Raw genomic sequence first — 17,869 nt, 5'->3', positions numbered from 1 at the left:
ACGCTACTGAGAAAACCTCATTGGGTGCGTTCAGCGCACCGAACGCCACATTGGGTGCGTTGAACAGGCCAGCGGCGCGCAGCGCCTCCGTTGAGGGCGGCGGCGGGGGCATGGATGGAGCACCCAATGTGGCATTGGGGCGCGGTCGGCGAGGGGTCAGCCGATCGTCGAGGTGTCGATCACGAAGCGGTAGCGCACGTCGCTGTTCTCGACCCGCGCGTACGCCTCGTTCACCTGGTCCGCGCTGATCGTCTCGATCTCCGCACCGACGCCGTGCTCGGCGCAGAAGTCCAGCATCTCCTGGGTTTCCGCGATGCCGCCGATCATCGAACCGGCGAGCACTCGGTTGCCGCCGAGCAGGGAGAAGACGTTGTACTCCAACGGTTCTCCCGGCGCGCCGACGTTCACCATCGCGCCGCCGACACGCAGCAGGCTGAGGTACGCGTCGACCGGCAGCTTCGCCGAGACGGTGTTGAGGATGACGTCGAACTGGCCGGCGAGCGCCTCGAAGGTCGACTCGTCGCTGGTCGCGTAGTAGTCCTTCGCGCCGAGGCGAAGCCCGTCTTCCTGCTTCTTGAGGCTCTGGCTGAGCACGGTGACGTCCGCGCCCATCGCGACGGCCAGCTTGACCGCCATGTGCCCGAGCCCGCCGAGCCCGACGACGGCGACCTTCTTGCCCGGTCCCGCGCCCCACCGGCGCAGCGGCGAGTACGTGGTGATGCCCGCGCACAGCAGCGGCGCGGCGATGTCGAGGGAGATGCCTTCCGGGATGCGGCAGACGAACGCGTCCTTCACGACGATCTGCTTGCTGTAGCCGCCGTAGGTGTTCTCGCCGTCGAAGCCGACCCCGTTGTAGGTCTGCACGTTGCCCTTGACGCAGAACTGCTCGGACCCGGCGCGGCAGTACTCGCACTCGCCGCAGGAATCGACCATGCAGCCGACTCCGACCCGATCGCCGACCTGGTACTTCGTGACGTCCGAGCCGACCGCGGCGACGACGCCGGCGATCTCGTGGCCCGGGACCATCGGGAAGATCGCGGTCCCCCAGTCCTGGTGGACCTGGTGCAGATCGCTGTGGCAGATGCCCGCGTAGGCGATGTCGATCAGCACGTCGTCCGGCCGCAGGTCGCGGCGCTCGATCGTCGTCGGGGCGAGCGGTCCGCCCGGCGCCGCGGCGGCGATGGCGGAGGTGGTCGTGGTCATGAAGCCCTCCTGGGTGTCCCGTCCGGCCGGGACAAATTCGATGTAAGAACCCTCTTACATAGACTAGCGTGGGCCTCGGCTTATTCCTCGGCACGACCACGATCGGGTGTGACACACGGCATGGCGGCGCAGTACCACCACCGCAATCTGCGCGCCGAACTCGTGCGCGTCTCGCTCGACTTGATCGCGGAAAACGGGGTCGCCGGCTTCTCGGTCGCCGAAGCAGCGCGGCGGGCGAAGGTCTCCGCAGCCGCGCCGTACCGGCATTTCCCAGATCGCGCGGCGTTGCTGGCCGCAGTCGGCACGGTCGCGGCGCGTCAGCTTCGCGAGCTCGCCGAGGAAGCGGCCGCCGCTGAGACGGACGACGGCGCCGCGCTGGCCGCGGTCGCCGCCGCGCACACCGAGTTCCTGATCGACACCCGAATCGGGCTGCACGTCTTCTTCGCCGCGGAGTTGGCCGACGCGCAGTACGGCGAACTGCACGAGGCCCGCCGCGAACTGATCGACGCGTCACTGCTGCGCTGCCTCGCGATCTCGCCGGATCCGGCTACCGCGCTGGAATTGATGGAGCAGCTGCACACCCAGGCCTACGGCTACGGCGATTTCTACCTCAACGGCGTCTATCAATGGCTCGGTTATCCGACGGAGCAGGTCGTCGCCAAGTCCCGGCGGGCGGCGCGGATCGTGGTCGAGGCTTATCGCGCCGGGAGTCCGGAGATCAGTCCGGCGAAGTGGTGACGTAGCGGGCGGCCAGCCATTCGCCTAAGGCGCGCAAGCGATCGGTGAGCGCGGACGGCTCCAGTACGTCGAAATCCACATCCAGGTAGGCCAGCCAGCGCGCGGCCCAGTCGAGATCGTCGGTGCCGAAGCGGAGTTCGCATTCGTCGCCGTCCTCGACCACGGTCGCCACGCTCGGGTCGACGAGCTCCCGGACCAGTTCTGCAGAGGTGTGCACCTGCACGCGGACGCGATGCCGCCAGCCCGAGTCCGTGACCAGATCGGCCACAGTGGACGGTGGCTCCGGCGCGGGCAGCTGGATCCCGAGCGGCTGAACCGCCTCGATCCGGTCCACCGCGAAGGTTTTCCATTCGTGCGCCCCGCGCGGGCAAGCGACGAGGTACCACTGCCGCCTGACCGTAATGAGCCGATGTGGTTGCACATCAACCGGTTTCGCGGACGGAGCGGCCAATGCTCGATGCCGGATCCGGACCGCCTCGCCAGCCCGGCAAGCCAACGCGAGCGGAACCAAAGTGTCCCGAGCCGCACGCCGGAAAGGCTTGCCCGGCAACGATTCCACATCCGCCAGCGCGGCGAGCCGGGTCTGCCAGCGCGCCGGGACCACCTGGGTCAGCTTGGCCAGCGCGGTCACCGTGGCGGTTTCCAGTCCGTCGACCGCCACCGCTGTCTGCAGGCCGAGCGAAACGGCGGCGACCTCGTCCGCGTCGAGCAACAGCGGCGGCATCGCGGTGCCGTGCGCGAGGCGGTAGCCGCCGACCCGGCCCGGCTCGCCGTCGATGCGGTAGCCGAGTTCGCGCAGCTGAGCGATGTCGCGGCGCGTGGTGCGCTCGGTGACGCCGAGCCGGGCCGCGAGGTCGGTGCCGGAGATGCCGGGACGCGCCTGCAGCAGGGCCAGCGTTTCCAGGCGACGGCTCGTGGTGGTCATGGTGCGATTCTCGCGCAAAACTAGGACAGTATCCGACCGGGTATCTGGTCATACTCGTCTCATGACACAACTGCTCCGCCCCGAAGGGCTCGTCCAGTCCCCCGCTTTCACTCACGTCGCGGTGGTCCCGCCGGGCGCGACCACGGTCTACGTCGGCGGCCAGAACGCCGTCGACGCCGAGGGCGGGATCATCGGCGGAACCGACGTCGCCGCGCAAGTCGAGCGGGTAATGGCCAATCTGAAGACCGCGCTGGCCGCCGGGGGTGCGACGATCCAGGACGTGGTGCTGCTGAACGTCCTGCTGGTCGAAGACGTCGACATCGACAAGGCCTATCCGGCCGCCGCGGCGGGCCTGGAGGGCGCGACCCCGCCGGTCGTCGCCCAGCGGGTGGCCGGGCTCGGAGTGCCGGGCGCGCTCGTCGAGGTCAGCGCGATCGCGGCGGTGGTCCGGTGAGCGTCGGGCAGACCAAGGACGCGGGCTGGCAGATCGGCGTCTCGAAGACGATCAGCCGCTCCGCCGAAGAGGTGTGGGACTTCATCACCTCGCCGGAAGGCGTGGCGATCTGGCTCGGCGAAGGCGTGACTGTCCACCCCGAACCCGGCGTCGGATACGAGACCGCCGACGGAATCCGCGGCGAGACGCGCAGTTTCCGCGAAATGGACCGGATCCGGCTCACCTGGCAACCGACCGGTTGGTCGCACGAAACGACCCTGCAGCTGGCGGTGCGCGCCAGCGGTCCCGGCAAAGCGATGCTGCGCATTCACCAGGAGCGGCTGGCCAATGCCGCCGAACGGGAGCAGCAGCGCCGCCATTGGCAGGGAGTTCTCACCGAGCTGATCACCGCGCTTGCCTAGCCCGCGACTGACGGAGGACCCTGGTACGCAAGCGGTTCACCGGCAGGAGGCGCGATGCTCTGCGTGTTCGACGTCAACGAGACGCTGCTCGACCTGACCGCGCTCGACCCGCTGTTCACCCAGCTCACCGGAGACCCGGCGGCGCGGCAGGAGTGGTTCACCCTCGCGATCCACACCGTGCTCACGGTGACCGCGGCGGGCCAGTACCGCGATTTCGCGCAGATCGCCGGGGAAGCCGCGGTCGCCGTTTGCACGCGGCACGGGCACGAACTCACCGATGCCGAGCTGGGGAAGGTCGGCGACGGCCTGCGTTCTCTCCCCGCACACGCCGACGTCGTACCCGGCCTTGACCGCTTGCGCCAGGCCGGGCATCAGGTTGTCGCCCTCACGAATTCGCCGCTCGCCACCGCGGAAGCGCAGCTGCAGAACGCTGGTCTGGCAACGAAATTCGACCGGATCTTCTCCGCACAGCAAGTCAGCCGGTTGAAGCCCGCGCCAGAGCCGTACCACCAGGTGCTGCGCGCCTTCGGCGTCGAACCTGGTCAGGCGGTGATGATCGCCGCACACGGCTGGGACATCGCCGGGGCCCAAGCCGCCGGACTCCGGACCGCGCTGCTCGCGCGTCCCGGAGTCCATCCGCTGCCCGGCCTGCCCGCCGCCACCTACACGGCGGCGACGATGCCCGAGCTGGCCGACGCGATCGTCAGGAACTGAGGCGCACCAGCATCTTGCCGGTGTTGGCCCCGCTCAGCAGACCGAGGAACGCTTCCGGCGCGTTGCGGATACCGTCCACAAAGGTCTCGGAGTACTTGATCTCGCCGGACGCGACGAGCGGCGCGACCTCGGCCACGAACTCCTGCATCAGGTGCCAGTGGTCCAGCACGAGCAGGCCGCGCATGGTGATCCGCTTCGCGATGAGCTGCACCAGGTTGCGCGGCGCGGGCGTCGGCTCGGTGGCGTTGTACTGCGAGATCATGCCGCAGATGGCGATCCGGCCGTGCAGGTTCATCGACGCGATCGCGGCTTCCAGGTGCTCGCCGCCGACGTTGTCGAAGTAGACGTCGATGCCCTCGGGCGCGGCCGCGGCGAGCTGCTCGGCGACCGGTCCGTCCTTGTAGTTGAAGGCGGCGTCGAAGCCGAGCTCCTCGGTGAGGTAGCGGACCTTCTCCGCCGAACCCGCGCTGCCGATCACGCGCTTGGCGCCCTTGAGCCGCGCCAGCTGACCGACGAGCGAGCCGACCGCACCGGCCGCGCCGGACACGAAAACGGTGTCGCCGGGCTTGAATTCCGCGCTCACCAGCAGTCCGGCGTAGGCGGTGAGACCCGGCATCCCGAGCACGCCGAGGTAGGTCGAAAGCGGCGCGACGGAATCGTCCACTTTGACCGCTCGCTTGGCGTCGAGCACCGCGTGCGTGCGCCAGCCCGCCTGGTGCAGCACGTGATCGCCGGGCGCGAAGTCGTCCACAGTGGACTCGATGACCTCGCCGACCGCGCCGCCCTGCATGGCCTCGCCGACGACGAACGGCGGCGAGTAGGACTTCACGTCGTTCATCCGGCCGCGCATCGCCGGGTCGACGCTCATCACCGCGTTGCGCACCAGGATCTGCCCGGGACCCGGCTTCGGCACCTCGGTCTCGACGATGTCGAAAGTGTCCATGGTCGGGACGCCGTGCGGACGGGCCGCGAGCCGGACCTCGGTCGCTGTGTCGGGCGCTGTGGGTGCGTTCACCGTCGAACTCCGTTTCGTTCAAGCTGGACTGAAGCGGGGCGCACGCCCCGTCTATCCGGCCAACGGAGCAACCGGGGCGCGCATTCCGATTGTCCCCGGAGCTGTGGCAAGCGCTACACGATCTCCGCGAGCTTGCCGAGAACGCCGTCGTAGATCTTCTTGAGCCCGCCGGGCGCGAAGGTCTTCTCGAAGAAGCCGCCGACGCCGCCCGCGCCGTCCCAGCTGGTCTGGATGCGGACCAGCGAACGCTCGCCGGAGGCGGTGACGGTCCAGGTGGTGACCATGCTGGAGTTCGCGTCGGTCTCGACGAGGGTGCCCGGCGACGGCTCGGTCACCGTGGCCGCGACGTCGCGCACGCGCTTGGACGTGGCCTGCAGCTTCCAGCTGGCCTTCGTGCCGGCGCCGACTCCGCCTTCGCTGACCTCGTAGTCGCGGTAGTGCTCGGTGAGCAGCTTCGGCCGGGTCTCGGCGTAGTCCGCGACCAGCTCACGCACGCGTTCCACCGGCGCGTCGATCGTGCGCTCCGCGGTGGCCGTGACCTTGCCCATGTCGTTTCCCCTGCTCTCCTCGGTTTCCGCCGCAGTCACCTTCGCACACGTGAGGAAACCCCGGGAGTGGCGGTACGCACCCGCCACTCCCGGAGAGCGTCAGGACAGGCCCTGCTGCTTCAGCCAGTCCTTGGCCACGTCGGCCGCGGGCTCGCCGTCCGCGTCGACCCGCTTGTTCAGCTCGCGCATGCCGTCCGTGGTGAGCTTCGCGCTGACCGCGTTGACGACCGTCGCGAAGTCCGTGCCGCGCTCGTCGAGCACCTTCTTGTTCACCGCGGGCACCACGTTCTCGGTGGGCACGATGGTGAGGTCGTCCTTGAGCGCGACGTACTGCGAGTCGCCGACCAGCGGGCTGACCGAGTCGACCGGGATCACCGTGACCGCGCCGGAATTGAGCTGCTGCACGCGCGGCCCGGCCTCCTGCACGGTCTGGAAGGTGGCGTTCGCCAGCTTGTAGACGTCCTTGAAGCCCTTGAAGCACGGCAGCCGCTTCTCGCACTCCGGCGGACCGGCCATGACGACCTTGTCGAGCTTCTTCAGGTCGCTGATCGACGCGATACCCTTCGACTTCGCGACGTCGGCCTTCATGATGTAGGTGTTCTTGTCCTCGGCCGCGGCGTAGTTCAGCAGGCCGACGCCCTCCGGCGCGAACAGCTTTTCCAGCTGGTCGTGCTCGGCCTTGGCGTCCTTCGTGGCCTCCTTGCCGAAGCCGGTCGTGATCGCCGCGCCCTGGTACTCCGGCAGGAACTGCAGTTCGCCGGATTTGAGCGACGGGTAGACCAGCTCCCGCGAGCCGAGGTTCAGCTTCCGGGTGACCGGATAGCCCTTGGCCTCCAGCGCGCTCGCGTAGATCTCGGCCAGGATCTGGCTGTCGGTGAAGTTGAACGAGGCGACGACGATCGGAGCGCCGCCCTTGCTCGGCGCGGCCGGCTGGTCGCTTCCCCCACCGCACGCGGTCAAGCCGAGCGCGGCCGTCGCCAGCAGCGCGGCCACTCGGATGTTCCGGGTCCAGCGCACGTGTCCCCACACTCCTCAGTTCACTCTTTCAGTGGAGTTGGACCCTAACCGCGCGCACCGACAGAAACCACTGGTTAGGAACATCGCCACGCAATCTCAACTGTCGGAATATTGTCGCTCGATCGGGGTAACCTCGTGCGGTGCACGCGTCCGTGACCCCGCTGCTGGCCGACAGCAGCCGTCCCCTCTTCGAATGGCGGTGGGTCGAACGCAACGCTGACGCGATTCTTCAGCGGCTCGGCGAGCACGGCGCCCTCACCGCGACCGCGCTCGGCGTCGGTCTCGTGCTGTCGCTCGCGCTGGCCACGCTGTGCCTGCGCTACCGCTGGTTCTATCCGTTCGTCGTGGGCGCCGCGGGCGCGCTCTACGTGATCCCGAGCCTGGGCGCGTTCGCACTGCTGGTCCCGTTGCTCGGGTTCACCTTCGCCACCTCGGTGATCCCGCTGGCGACGTACACGCTGCTGATCCTGATCCGCAACATCGTGACCGGCGTGCAGCAGGTGCCGACCGAGGTGCGCGAGGCCGCGGTCGGGATGGGCTTCACGCGACGGCGGCTGTTGTGGCAGGTGGAACTGCCGCTCGCGCTGCCGGTGGTGATCGCCGGGCTTCGAGTGGCCGCGGTGACGACGATCGGCCTGGTCACCGTCACGTCGCTGCTCGGCAACGGCGGGCTCGGCTACTTCATCCGCGCCGGCATCCAGACGCCGATCCCCAACCCGAGCCCGATCATCGTCGGCATCGTGCTGTCGATCGCGCTGGCCGTGCTCGTCGATTTGCTGCTGTGGCTGAGCGAACGCGCGCTCGCCCCGTGGGCGCGGAGGGCGGTCCGATGAGCTTTTTCGCGCAGCTGAGCCAATGGCTGGCCGACCCGAACCGCTGGAGCTGGACCGATCCGGCCGGGATTCCGTTCCGGACCGTGCAGCATCTGTGGTTTTCCGCGCTGGCGCTGGTGATCTCGATCGTCCTGACGGTCCCGTTCGCGCTGTGGCTCGCGCACTACCGGCGCGGGCAGTTCCTCGCCAGCAGCGCGGTGAACATCGGCCGCGCGATCCCGAGCTTCGGGCTGATCATCCTGTTCTGGTTCCTGGCCAGCAGGTGGGGCGCGAACACGGACTTCTGGCCGCTGCTGCTCGCGCTCGTCGCGCTGGCGCTGCCGCCGCTGTTCACCAACACCTACGCCGGGGTGGTGCAGGTGGAACAGGAAGTCGTCGACGCGGCGCGCGGCACCGGGTATCGCGAATGGCAGATCATGCTGCGCGTGGAACTGCCGCTGGCGTCGCCGGTGATCGTGGCCGCCGCGCGAGTGGCGTTCCTGCAACTGGTCGCGACGGTCGCGATCGGCGCGATCGTCAACGACGGCGGCGGTCTCGGCCGCTACATCGTGGACGGTTTCGCCCTCGGCGAGCAGGGCCACGGCGAGATCTTCGGCGGCGGCGTGGCGGTGGTGATCCTGGCATTGGTGTGCGAGGGATTGTTCGCTTTGCTGACCAAGCTGGCCACGCCTCGCGGTCTCGCGCTCCAGCAGGCACGGCGAGACTCGTGAGTGTTTATCCCGGTTCTCACCGGCATAGGAACTCACGACACACCGCGGCCAGTCGCTCGATTTCCGGCCCCAGCGACCGGTCGACCACCACCGGTTCGACCCTCTCGGCCAGCCAGGCGTAGGCGTCGGCCAGCCTCGGTGCTCCTGGGGTCTTGAGCAGATACCGCGCCTGCCGTCCGGCGATCAGCTCGCACGCGGTGATGGCGAAGAAGCGTTCGATAACGGTCTCGAGTTCGGCACCGGCCTTGCTGGCAAACGCTTGCACGTCCTCCTGACCAGCGGAAGTGTCGAGCGATCCGAGCGTCGCCGGTGCGGCCAGCCGCCGCATCGCGTGCAGTTCGCCCGCCGCGCGTTTGTGCAGCGGCGTGAGTCCAGCCTGTGGACCCGGATCCACCGCCAGCTGCGGCGGGAGACCACTGAACTGCGGGTCGAGGAGGCGGTGCAGGCGCTGTACCGAGACCTCCGCCGCGTGGATGAGCGCCGCCTTGACAGCGTCCATCCTCAGCCCGACCGCAGCAGCGTGATAGCCCGTTGTCGGGACGAACTCTCCGTCGAGGAAGGCCGGCGAGTCCGCCGGGGTTTCCCAGGACTGCTGCAGGGTTTCCCGCAGTTCCTCGACAGTGTGGCTAACGTATTCGAGCACTTTCGGGCCTACTCGCACCGAGATCGGCGCCTGCAGGACTCCTGGTCTCGAGGCGGCGCCTTTGATGAGTTTCTCGATGCGGGTGCCGCGGTAAATCGCTTGCGGCGCACCGAGAACGTCCACGGTGATCGCCGCGCAGACCGTCTGCCAATCAACCAGCCGACGCGCTCTTCCGCCGCAAACCCACGCGTAGGCCTCGGCCAGCGGCGAACCTTGAATCAGGCTCGCCCCTTCCTTCGGCCCGAGCACGAACGGCTTCACCCCGCGTTGGTGCAGCGCCTCCGCCGCCGGGACTTCGATGCCGTCCTCGATGACTGTGCCGAGCCCGACGAAGGTCTGGAACGCGTGCGCCAGCGGGATGATCTCGCCCGCGCTGCCGAGGCTGTCGCGCGGGACGGCGGGGAGGAACCCGTCGTTGATCCGGTCGGCGAGGAAGGTGACCAGCTCGGGGCTGACCGCCGCGTCGCCGCGGAGAAACCCGCGCAATCGCATGCGCAGCACCGCACGGGTCAACTCCGGCGACAACCACGGCGGCCCGCCCACTGCCCGGCCGACCAGGAGATTGCGCTGGTGGTGAGCTTGCTGCTCGCTGGTGAGCCGGGTCCCGGCGAGCCGCCCCATCCCGGTGTTGACGCCGTAGATCGGGCTGTTGTCGTCCAGCGCGGTCAGCATCGCCTCGCGCTGCTGCTTAAGCGCTTCGAGGACTGCCGGGCTGAGCTTGACCGGTTCCAGTTCGTCCATTATGGACAGTTCAGCGCGCGAGCCCGTCGATGACCTCGGCGTTCGGCAGCCCCGCGAGGGCCGAACCGGAGATCAGGAGCTTGCTGCCGCGGATTCCGCTGCCGATCACCAATTCCGGCGCGTCCGCGACGGCCTGGTCGATGAGGATCGGCCAGTCCGCGGGCAGCCCGACGGGCGTGATGCCGCCGTACTCCATGCCAGTGAGGGAAACGGCCTCGTCCATCGGCGCGAAGGACGCCTTGCGCACGTCGAGCCGACGCTTGATGACGCCGTTGACGTCGGCGCGGGTAGTCGCGAGCACGAGCGCCGCCGCGAAGCGAACCTCGCCAGCGCGCTTGCCGGCGACAACAACGCAGTTCGCGGAGGCCGTCAACGGCGAGCCATATGCCTCGCAAAACGCGGCCGTATCGGCTAGTTCCGGATCGATCTCGGTGACGCCGAGCGCGTCCGGCGCGGGCATCGCGGCCAGCGCCTTGGCGACGGGTTCGGCGAGCAGGTCAGTACGGGTCGGCGCGGGAACGACGGTGAGGCTTCCGGCGATAGTCCAGGTGGTCACCGACCCGAATGTAATCCGCCCGGTGCCCCGGTCACCAGTTGCGGTGGCCCCGCTGGACCTCGATGAGCTTCGGCCGCACGTCGACGATGTAGACGAGCGCCGCCGCCATCGCGGGCACCCAGAAGATGAACCCGGGTCCCTGGATCTGGAACAGCACCAGCGCGAGCGTGGCCCCGCCGGTGATCAACATCCAGATCGGCTTGGTCTTGCGATCGGCCGCCGAGTACGCGTCGGCCCGCTGCAGCAGCGCGTGAACGAAGGCGAAGAGCCCGACCAAGGCGCTGCCCCAGTGGATGACCCTGAGGATCCATTCGGCAACCAGCACGACGTCAGCTTACGGCAAACCGCCCACGCCGCCCGCTCCCCCGAAACCCGGCGTCACGACGTGACTGCTGGTCAGGGTCGGGTCGAGCGGGTTAGCCATGGTCGACCGCCGCAGCGGGGCTCGAGGTGACAACGGTCACTCCCGGCGGGCCGCCTTGGCTCCGGCCGACGTGCGGTTCGAGTGCGGCTCGTTGCTCGGGTTAGGTCGAACCCACCCGCTTTGCCGCGAGCTTAGGTCGGATCCAACGGGGCTCGTCCTAGCTAGGCCGAACCTAATCCGCTCGCCCAAGCTAGGTCCGACCCAATGAGGCTCGCCGCCCCTAGGTCCGACCCAGCGAAACTCCCTCAAGCTAGGCCCGACCTACCGGGGTTCGTCCCGGCCTAGGTCCGACCCAACCACGCTTGCCCAAGCTAGGCCCGACCCAACGAAGCCGCCCCAACCTAGGCCGGACCCAACGAAACTCGGCGAAACCTAGGCCAAACCCAGCCACGCCCCGCCAGGCCGCACCGAACGAATCTCGCCGAATTGGGCCCAGCCCAAGACCGGCCACCGCCCACGGCCCCGGCGCACCGATACCCCGACGCCTCCGCCGAAACACCCCAACGCAGCACACGGCGACCGGACCAAACCTCGGTCCGGCCGCCGTGCGACCCCTCGATCTTCAATTCTCGCCCTCGGCGACTCCGGCGCAAACCGAGTCACCCCAACGATTCCAGCGCCGAAGCGCCCGAACCGCCGTCAGCGCGGTGCAGTGCGGTGCGAGTGCGACCGTCACTTCTCCGTCTTCGGCGCGGCCGGCTTCTTGGCGTTCGCCGTGGCCGTGCTGCTGCTGGTGGTGGTGCGACGAGCAGGCGTCGCGGTCTTCGGCGAGGTGCGGTTCGCGGCCTTGCGGGCCACCGACCGGGTCTCGTGCGCGACGTTCTCGCCGATTTCCTCAACCGCGTCCGCGGTCTCGCCGGCCACCTCGGTCACCTTGCGGGCGGCCTTCTCGCCCGCGGAACGGGTGCGCTTGGTGACCTTCGACAGCACGCCGTCGACGCGCTCGCGGGTCTCCTCGGTCAGGCCGTCGACGCGCTCCTGCGCGGCGGTCAGCGCGTCGTCCAACTGCTCGAGAGCCTTCTTGACCTGCGGCTGCGCGGCGATCTTGTCCCAGGCCTGCTCGCCGGACTCGGCCAGCTTGTTGTACAGCTTCAGCGCGGCCTCGGTGTACTCGTCGATGGCCTTGCGCAGTTCGGCCGGGTCGAGCTTCTCGCGGAGGCTCTCGACGTCGGTCGGCAGCTCCTCGAAGCCCTTGCGGGCGGCCTCGGTGTTCTTGGTGACGTTGGCGCGGGCCTTGGAAACCGCGTCGGTCACGGCCTGGCTGGCCAGGTTGCCGGCGCCGAGCGCGGCGAGCAGCGGGGTGCGGACCTGGTCGAGCGCGGTGTTGACGGCCTTGCGGACGTCCTCGGTCTTGGGCGTGGTCATGCCGACTCCTCAGTGGTCTCTTGGGTGGTCTTCGGTGCGGTGGTGCTCGCGGCGGCGTTTTCGCGCCGGAAGGACTCGTAGACGTCGAGCAGGACCTGCTTCTGCCGTTCGGTCAGCTCGGCGTCGGCGCGGATCGCGTCGCCGACCGGGCCGCCGGTCGGCAGGTCGAGAATCCCGGCCTGCACGTACAACGCTTCGGCCGAGATCCGCAGCCCCTTGGCGATCTGCTGGAGGATCTCCGCGCTGGGTTTGCGGACCCCGCGCTCGATCTGGCTCAGGTACGGATTGGACACTCCCGCGAGTTTCGACAGCTGGCGCAGCGAAATCTTCGCGGAACTGCGCTGCTGGCGGATGTACTCGCCGATGTCGGAGGCGATGTCCGCGACCTTGTCCATGGGGCGCTGTGCTCCGCCGGGTTCTGTCATCCGGTCACCTCCTCGCGACCTACTCGACAGTACGCTCGCGTGCTAGCTATTGCAAGCACCCTGCTTGCAACCATCGGGTGTGGTTCCGCTCACCCCGTTACCCTGGGCTTATGCGGGCACAACGGTTGCGTCGACGCCTGGTCCGGCAACTCGTCGAAGAGGACGTGCTGCACGACGAAGCCTGGGCCGAGGCCTTCGCCACCGTCCCGCGGCACGCGTTCCTGCCGCGCTTTTTCGTGCCCGCCGGCACCGGCTGGGCGGCGGTCGACCGCGGCGATCCGGATTGGCTGGACCGCGTCTATTCGCGCGAAGTCCTGGTCACCCAGCTCGACGACGACCCGGCGCGCTGGGACCGCGCCCGCGCGCACGGGCCAGTCCCCGGCGTGCCGACCAGTTCGTCCAGCATGCCCGCGATCATGGCGATCATGCTGGAAGAACTCCTGGTCCGCGACGGCGATCGCGTACTGGAGATCGGCACCGGAACGGGCTACAACGCGGGTTTGCTGTGCCACCGCTGCGGTTCCGGCCAAGTGTCCACAGTGGATATCGACACGACCATCGCCGCCGCCGCGCAGGAACGCCTTGCCTCCTGCGGCTACGAACCCGCGTGCGCCACCGGCGACGGCGCGCTCGGCTTCCCGGCCGGGGTTCTCTTCGACCGAGTCCTCTGCACCGCGTCGGTATCGCGGATTCCCCTTGCCTGGCTTGAGCAAACACTCCCCGGCGGGCACATCGTCACCACCCTGAACCGCCCGCTCGGCGGCGGGCTCGTCCGCCTCACCGCAGGCGAAGGCGCGACCGCCGAAGGCCAAGTCCTCGCCCGCGACGGCCGGTTCATGCCCCTGCGCGCGCATCGCCTCCCACCGCTCGCGGACCTGCCGGATGCCGCCGGCACACAATGGCGGCCGACTGAGGTGTCGATGTCAGATGTCCTTAAGCCACAACGGCATTTCGAATTCTTCGCCTCACTGGAGCTGCCCGACGTACGCCCGGTGCACGTCGAGCCGAACGGAGCCTTCGCACTGTCCCATCCGGACGGTTCCTGGGCCCGAACCCGCCGCACCGACTCCGGTTTCGAGGCAGCGCAAGGAGGTCCGCGCGCGTTGTGGGATCTCGCCGAGGACGCGCACCGCCGCTGGGAATCGCTGGGCCGCCCCAGCCGATCCCGCTTCGGGCTCACGGTGAACAGCGAGGAACAAACCTTCTGGCTGGACGATCCACAGTCCGAAAACCGATGGCCGTTGCAGGGTCTCAAATCCGATGGCGGATCCGCCAACCGGTAGCGGTCACTGGCGGGAAGAACTGCCATCGAGCTGAGGCCGATCTTGAGTGGCGCAGCCGCTGTTCGAGGCCGCGCAGCCGTGCGGGTGCTTCGATCAACCCGCCAGCCCGCGAAGCAGTCCTTCCAAATCACGCTCGCCGACCCGCGTCTGCGCACCCCGCGCCAATCCTCCGCGAATCAGCGCTTCCGCTGCGGGACGAGTGAACTGCCCCGCCCAAGCATCGTGTTCCCGCTGAAATCCGTTGGCCAAATCATCCGGGACCAGAGCCTGTTTCGCCGCCGCGACCACGCCTTCCGGCAACGCGGCGATGTTGCGCGCCAACCGATCGACGAATTCGTCCAGTTCATCGTCAGGCACCGCCCGATTGACCCAGCCGTAGCGTTCGGCCGTCCGCGCGTCGTACAACCCGGCCCCCAGCACCGCTTCCAACGCGCGGTTGCGACCGATCCGGTTCGCCAGGTACTGCGTTCCCCCGCCGCCCGGAACGATCCCCATCAACGCTTCGATCTGGCCGATCCCCGCGGTGCCGATCGCCGCGAAAGCCATGTCCGCGGCGGCGACGAACTCCGCCCCGCCGCCGCGCGCCAGACCGGCCAGCTTGACGATCGTCACCTGCGGCTGATGCCGCAGCAACTCGCCCAATGCCTGGAAAACGTTGAGCCCCGGCGGCACGTCGGGGGCGAACTGGTCGAACGCGTCCGGCGCGTCGACCAGCGACATGTCGACGTGGGCGATGAAGAAGTCCGGGTCAGCACTGTCGAAAACGATCACCCGCGCCGATTCGTCGTCCCGCAGCGTCGTCAGCAGCCGCCGGAGGTCCGCCATGAGCGCGACGTCGAGGACGTTGACGGGCGGGTTGTCGAGGGTGACGCGGACGAGGCCGGCCTCGCGGCTCACTCGCAGGGTCGCGTAGGCGTCGTGGTGCATGCGGGTCTCCGATACGTATTCGGCAGGCAGCTAGGTTCCTGATGTATACCTAGACTCGGACCCGGGTCGACCAGCGTCAATAACGCACTTTGGGCATCGCAAGGATCATGGAGGATACCGAGATGGCCGCTTCTGACACCGGAACCGTCTACCGGGCCGACTGTCCCAGCCGCCCGATCCTCGACCAGATCGCCGACAAATGGTCGATGATGGCGATGGCCGTCCTGGAGGAGCCGCGCCGGTTCAACGACATCAAACGCCGGTTGGAAGGCGTGACGCAGCGGGTGCTGACCCAGACCCTGCGCCGCCTGGAACGCAACGGCATGATCGTCCGGCGCGTACTGCCGACCTCCCCGGTCGGAGTCGAGTATTCCCTTACCCCGCTTGGCGAATCCCTTCGCGAGCCGTTCGGCAGGCTGTACGACTGGACTGTCGCGCACACCGGTGAGATCCAAGAATCCCAGCAGAGTTACGACGAACGGCTCCGCGCGGAAGAATCGTGAAGGGTCGCTAGGTCCGACCCAATTCTGGCCCGAACCCATTTCTCCACCGCGGTCACGACGTCGTCGAGCCGGGCATCGGTCGTGTCGATGGACTCGACCTGCCCGCGTATCCACAGGTTGAACTCGAGCATCTCCTCGATGCGCGGCTCGTCCCACTCCCGCCACGCGGGCCGGGCGCGCAACCGCCGCCGGAGGGTTTCGTTGTCCGCGACCAGAGCCAGATAGTGCACGCCTGAGAAGAAAACGCGCTCGGGCAACGGTTCCAGCTCCTGCGGCGCGACCGTCCCGCACAGCACGACCGGCCGTCCGTTCTGGTGCAGCATCGCCGCCATCCGCAGCCAGGCACCGCGGAACGCGGGATTGCCCGGTTCGTCGTCGCGCAACGCGCCGGTCCACAGCACGTCCTGCTCCAGCACGACGGCCTCGCCCGCCAACCGCTGCGCCAGCTTCGGCCCGACCGTCGATTTGCCGCCCGCGCTCGGACCGGTCAACGCGAACAACGGCAGCCGCCGGAACGGCCACCGCTGCCCGCACTCCGCGCACCGCAAGATATCGCCGTCAGCCTGTGGACAACTCGCCCGGTCGCCGCAGGACGGACAGATCCGCAGGTCGAGCGCTACCGGATCGGTGGACAACTCAGTCGAAGAGGTTCTCGAGGAAGCTGCGCTTGCGGCGCCGGTCGTACGGCCGCGGCGAATCGCCGTAGCCACCGCGGTACGGCCGCGGCGAGTCCGCGTGCCCGCCTCGGTACGGGCGCGGCGAATCCGAGTGCCCGCCCCGATGCGGACGGGGCGAATCCGAGTACCCGCCTTGATAAGGGCGAGGCGAATCGGCACGGGCGTACTGCGGCGGCTGCTGCCGGTAGAACGCGCTCTCCGCACCGGCGATCTGCTCCAGCTCGCCGCGATCGAGAAAGATCCCGCGGCAGCCGTCGCACTGCTCGATGTGGACGCCGTTCTTGTCGACCGTGCGCATCATGTTCTGACACTTCGGACAAATCACTCATCCGACCCTACGCGGATTCGCCGCGCTGTGTCAGCAGGCGGTCAGCAGGCGCAGAGGCAGAACGGGTGGCCGACCGGATCGGCGTACACGCGGAAGGTCTCCGGGGAATCGTCGAGCAGCTTCGCGCCCAGCCCGAGAATGCGCTGGTGAGCAGCCTCGAGATCCGTGACGTCCAGGTCAAGATGCGCCTGCTGCGGCAGGTTCTGCGACGGCCATTCGGGGGCGCGGTAATCAGCCACCCGCTGAAATTCCAGCCGGACGCCGCCGCGCGGGTCGACGAGCGTGGCCCAATGGCCGTCTTCGGCGATCTCAGGTTCGGCCCACTCGAGCACGGAGCGGTAGAAGCCGGCGAGCGCCGCCGGGTCCGGACAGTCGAACGCAACGCCGCCGAACGTCGGAATCGCACCCATGTTTCGTCCATCCTCTCCTCGTCGCGTAACCAGTAAAACGAGTATGTCGGTTAGGCCACCAGGTCGCAACCGATATCGCCCGTACACTGGGCAGGTGCACACCGACGCTTCCTTGGTGGTCGCCTTTCTCAACACCGTCGACATCGAACGGGGCGACGACCTGCTGGACGATCCGGGGCTCTGGCGGCAGTGGGCCGCGGACCACGACGTGACACCGAACGATCCCGCCGAAGCCCGCGCGGTGCGGGACAGCCTGCGCGCCGCGGTCGGCGATCCGCGACTGCCCGCGACCGCGCTGGACGTCCCGCTCCGCTTCGCGCTCACCGACACCGGCCCGACGCTGCTCGCCCCGGACGCCGTCACCGCGACCCTTGCCGCCGCCACCCGAATGGCCATCCGAGGCGACTGGGTCCGGCTGAAGATCTGCCCCGCCGACGACTGCCTGTGGGCCTTCTTCGACGAATCCCGCAACCGCTCCCGCACCTGGTGCTCGATGCGCGTCTGCGGAAACCGCGAAAAAGCCCGCTCCTGGCGCGCCCGCACAGCGGCTGTGCACAACTGAGACCCTGTGGACAACTTGTCCACACACACCACATATGCACGTGCAGATGCCCCGGATCCCCACAAGTTGTGGACAGCGATTAGGCCATCACCGTGAATTCCTGTGGATAACCCCGGGGATAACTCAGCTTCCTGTGGACAACTGGTTTGAGCCCCTCCCGGCTGTGGTATAGGACGGCGCGCATGCGACCGGCCACCCGCCGCATCCGGCCGGGGCAGGGGAAAGACCGAGGAAACGCGGCCGACTCAGCAGCACCAGACCGCTGAAGGCAGCCCCAGACTCGGGCGGCTGCGGCTGCGGGACAGTCTCCGCTCATGCCCGAGGCACGTGCGCTCGAACCAAGATCCGCTGAGGTCGCGAGCGCTCGTGCTGGAGCTTCCCCGCCGACGAATTCCGCTCAACCACAACGAAATCCACCTCAGCCAACAGCCAGAACCCGCCACGCTGCCCTCGCCACAACCGGCAGC

23 protein-coding genes are annotated in these 17,869 nt (G+C 68.5%); 9 read left to right on the top strand and 14 right to left on the bottom strand.

Features of this window, described 5'->3' with window-relative positions; translation table 11 throughout:
• Positions 1-156 precede the first annotated feature (156 nt).
• A complete protein-coding gene (locus tag ACFORO_RS35185; protein ID WP_377874193.1) occupies positions 157-1,203 on the bottom strand; it encodes an NAD(P)-dependent alcohol dehydrogenase in 1,047 nt (348 codons plus the stop codon).
• Between the two features lie 120 nt (positions 1,204-1,323).
• On the opposite strand from ACFORO_RS35185, the gene ACFORO_RS35180 reads away from it, so the two are divergent.
• Entirely contained in the window at positions 1,324-1,941 is a 618-nt protein-coding gene (locus ACFORO_RS35180; RefSeq protein WP_377874327.1) for a TetR/AcrR family transcriptional regulator, read from the top strand.
• On the opposite strand, the gene ACFORO_RS35175 is transcribed toward ACFORO_RS35180, so the two are convergent.
• The gene (locus tag ACFORO_RS35175; protein WP_377896714.1) at positions 1,922-2,866 is read right to left on the bottom strand and encodes a helix-turn-helix transcriptional regulator; all 945 of its coding nucleotides are present in this window, start codon (positions 2,864-2,866) and stop codon (positions 1,922-1,924) included. The genes ACFORO_RS35180 and ACFORO_RS35175 overlap by 20 nt on opposite strands.
• A 61-nt stretch (positions 2,867-2,927) precedes the next feature.
• Here ACFORO_RS35175 and ACFORO_RS35170 point away from each other — a divergent pair, with 61 nt between their 5' ends.
• From ACFORO_RS35170 to ACFORO_RS35160, 3 genes are read left to right on the top strand one after another with little or no spacing between them, the layout of a single operon-like run.
• Positions 2,928-3,320: a RidA family protein gene (locus tag ACFORO_RS35170; RefSeq protein WP_377874195.1), complete on the top strand. Its 393-nt coding sequence runs from the start codon at positions 2,928-2,930 to the stop codon at positions 3,318-3,320.
• Complete coding sequence (locus ACFORO_RS35165) at positions 3,317-3,721, top strand: SRPBCC domain-containing protein (RefSeq protein ID WP_377874196.1); 405 nt, start codon at positions 3,317-3,319, stop codon at positions 3,719-3,721. The genes ACFORO_RS35170 and ACFORO_RS35165 overlap by 4 nt, the downstream gene beginning before the upstream one ends.
• A 54-nt stretch (positions 3,722-3,775) precedes the next feature.
• Positions 3,776-4,435 (top strand): haloacid dehalogenase type II, encoded by a 660-nt coding sequence (locus ACFORO_RS35160; protein WP_377874197.1) that lies wholly within the window; start codon positions 3,776-3,778, stop codon positions 4,433-4,435.
• Here ACFORO_RS35160 and ACFORO_RS35155 read toward each other — a convergent pair.
• The 3 genes from ACFORO_RS35155 to ACFORO_RS35145 form a co-directional block, all read right to left on the bottom strand.
• Entirely contained in the window at positions 4,425-5,450 is a 1,026-nt protein-coding gene (locus tag ACFORO_RS35155) for an NADP-dependent oxidoreductase (RefSeq protein ID WP_377874198.1), read from the bottom strand. The genes ACFORO_RS35160 and ACFORO_RS35155 overlap by 11 nt on opposite strands.
• 113 nt (positions 5,451-5,563) lie before the next feature.
• On the bottom strand, positions 5,564-5,998 hold the full coding sequence (locus ACFORO_RS35150; protein ID WP_377874331.1) for an SRPBCC family protein: 435 nt from the start codon (positions 5,996-5,998) through the stop codon (positions 5,564-5,566).
• 99 nt (positions 5,999-6,097) lie between these two features.
• The gene (locus ACFORO_RS35145) at positions 6,098-7,015 is read right to left on the bottom strand and encodes an ABC transporter substrate-binding protein (protein WP_377874199.1); all 918 of its coding nucleotides are present in this window, start codon (positions 7,013-7,015) and stop codon (positions 6,098-6,100) included.
• A gap of 140 nt (positions 7,016-7,155) precedes the next feature.
• Here ACFORO_RS35145 and ACFORO_RS35140 point away from each other — a divergent pair, with 140 nt between their 5' ends.
• The gene (locus ACFORO_RS35140; protein ID WP_377874200.1) at positions 7,156-7,848 is read left to right on the top strand and encodes an ABC transporter permease; all 693 of its coding nucleotides are present in this window, start codon (positions 7,156-7,158) and stop codon (positions 7,846-7,848) included.
• A complete protein-coding gene (locus tag ACFORO_RS35135; RefSeq protein ID WP_354746103.1) occupies positions 7,845-8,558 on the top strand; it encodes an ABC transporter permease in 714 nt (237 codons plus the stop codon). Before ACFORO_RS35140 ends, ACFORO_RS35135 begins: the two co-directional genes overlap by 4 nt.
• A 16-nt stretch (positions 8,559-8,574) precedes the next feature.
• Here the strand turns inward: ACFORO_RS35135 and ACFORO_RS35130 are convergent, their stop codons facing one another.
• The 5 genes from ACFORO_RS35130 to ACFORO_RS35110 all read right to left on the bottom strand — a co-directional run bounded on the left by ACFORO_RS35130 (position 8,575) and on the right by ACFORO_RS35110 (position 12,682).
• On the bottom strand, positions 8,575-9,942 hold the full coding sequence (locus ACFORO_RS35130; RefSeq protein WP_377874201.1) for an aromatic amino acid lyase: 1,368 nt from the start codon (positions 9,940-9,942) through the stop codon (positions 8,575-8,577).
• Between the two features lie 10 nt (positions 9,943-9,952).
• Complete coding sequence (locus ACFORO_RS35125) at positions 9,953-10,498, bottom strand: YbaK/EbsC family protein (protein ID WP_377874202.1); 546 nt, start codon at positions 10,496-10,498, stop codon at positions 9,953-9,955.
• 31 nt (positions 10,499-10,529) lie between these two features.
• Positions 10,530-10,823 (bottom strand): DUF2516 family protein, encoded by a 294-nt coding sequence (locus ACFORO_RS35120; protein WP_067595455.1) that lies wholly within the window; start codon positions 10,821-10,823, stop codon positions 10,530-10,532.
• A 771-nt stretch (positions 10,824-11,594) separates the two neighbouring features.
• Positions 11,595-12,287 (bottom strand): hypothetical protein, encoded by a 693-nt coding sequence (locus ACFORO_RS35115; RefSeq protein ID WP_377874203.1) that lies wholly within the window; start codon positions 12,285-12,287, stop codon positions 11,595-11,597.
• Complete coding sequence (locus ACFORO_RS35110) at positions 12,284-12,682, bottom strand: helix-turn-helix domain-containing protein (RefSeq protein WP_043836265.1); 399 nt, start codon at positions 12,680-12,682, stop codon at positions 12,284-12,286. Before ACFORO_RS35110 ends, ACFORO_RS35115 begins: the two co-directional genes overlap by 4 nt.
• A gap of 140 nt (positions 12,683-12,822) precedes the next feature.
• On the opposite strand from ACFORO_RS35110, the gene ACFORO_RS35105 reads away from it, so the two are divergent.
• Entirely contained in the window at positions 12,823-13,995 is a 1,173-nt protein-coding gene (locus ACFORO_RS35105) for a methyltransferase domain-containing protein (protein ID WP_377874204.1), read from the top strand.
• Positions 13,996-14,088: 93 nt separating this feature from the next.
• On the opposite strand, the gene ACFORO_RS35100 is transcribed toward ACFORO_RS35105, so the two are convergent.
• Positions 14,089-14,922: an enoyl-CoA hydratase/isomerase family protein gene (locus tag ACFORO_RS35100; protein ID WP_377874205.1), complete on the bottom strand. Its 834-nt coding sequence runs from the start codon at positions 14,920-14,922 to the stop codon at positions 14,089-14,091.
• Between the two features lie 122 nt (positions 14,923-15,044).
• Here ACFORO_RS35100 and ACFORO_RS35095 point away from each other — a divergent pair, with 122 nt between their 5' ends.
• Positions 15,045-15,425: a winged helix-turn-helix transcriptional regulator gene (locus tag ACFORO_RS35095; protein ID WP_377874206.1), complete on the top strand. Its 381-nt coding sequence runs from the start codon at positions 15,045-15,047 to the stop codon at positions 15,423-15,425.
• On the opposite strand, the gene ACFORO_RS35090 is transcribed toward ACFORO_RS35095, so the two are convergent.
• The 3 genes from ACFORO_RS35090 to ACFORO_RS35080 are packed head-to-tail and all read right to left on the bottom strand — an operon-like array spanning position 15,392 to position 16,840.
• Entirely contained in the window at positions 15,392-16,060 is a 669-nt protein-coding gene (locus ACFORO_RS35090; protein ID WP_377874207.1) for an AAA family ATPase, read from the bottom strand. The two genes, ACFORO_RS35095 and ACFORO_RS35090, sit on opposite strands and share 34 nt — an antisense overlap.
• A 1-nt stretch (position 16,061) precedes the next feature.
• The gene (locus ACFORO_RS35085) at positions 16,062-16,427 is read right to left on the bottom strand and encodes a TFIIB-type zinc ribbon-containing protein (protein ID WP_354746087.1); all 366 of its coding nucleotides are present in this window, start codon (positions 16,425-16,427) and stop codon (positions 16,062-16,064) included.
• A 44-nt stretch (positions 16,428-16,471) separates the two neighbouring features.
• The gene (locus ACFORO_RS35080) at positions 16,472-16,840 is read right to left on the bottom strand and encodes a VOC family protein (RefSeq protein WP_377874208.1); all 369 of its coding nucleotides are present in this window, start codon (positions 16,838-16,840) and stop codon (positions 16,472-16,474) included.
• Between the two features lie 94 nt (positions 16,841-16,934).
• Here ACFORO_RS35080 and ACFORO_RS35075 point away from each other — a divergent pair, with 94 nt between their 5' ends.
• Positions 16,935-17,402 (top strand): CGNR zinc finger domain-containing protein, encoded by a 468-nt coding sequence (locus ACFORO_RS35075; protein ID WP_377874209.1) that lies wholly within the window; start codon positions 16,935-16,937, stop codon positions 17,400-17,402.
• Positions 17,403-17,869: the final 467 nt, after the last annotated feature.

It is taken from the genome of Amycolatopsis halotolerans, from assembly GCF_042647905.1.
GTDB lineage: Bacteria > Actinomycetota > Actinomycetes > Mycobacteriales > Pseudonocardiaceae > Amycolatopsis > Amycolatopsis halotolerans.
Note: the sequence above shows the minus strand (reverse complement) of the source record. Positions and strands in the feature narration are given on the sequence as shown.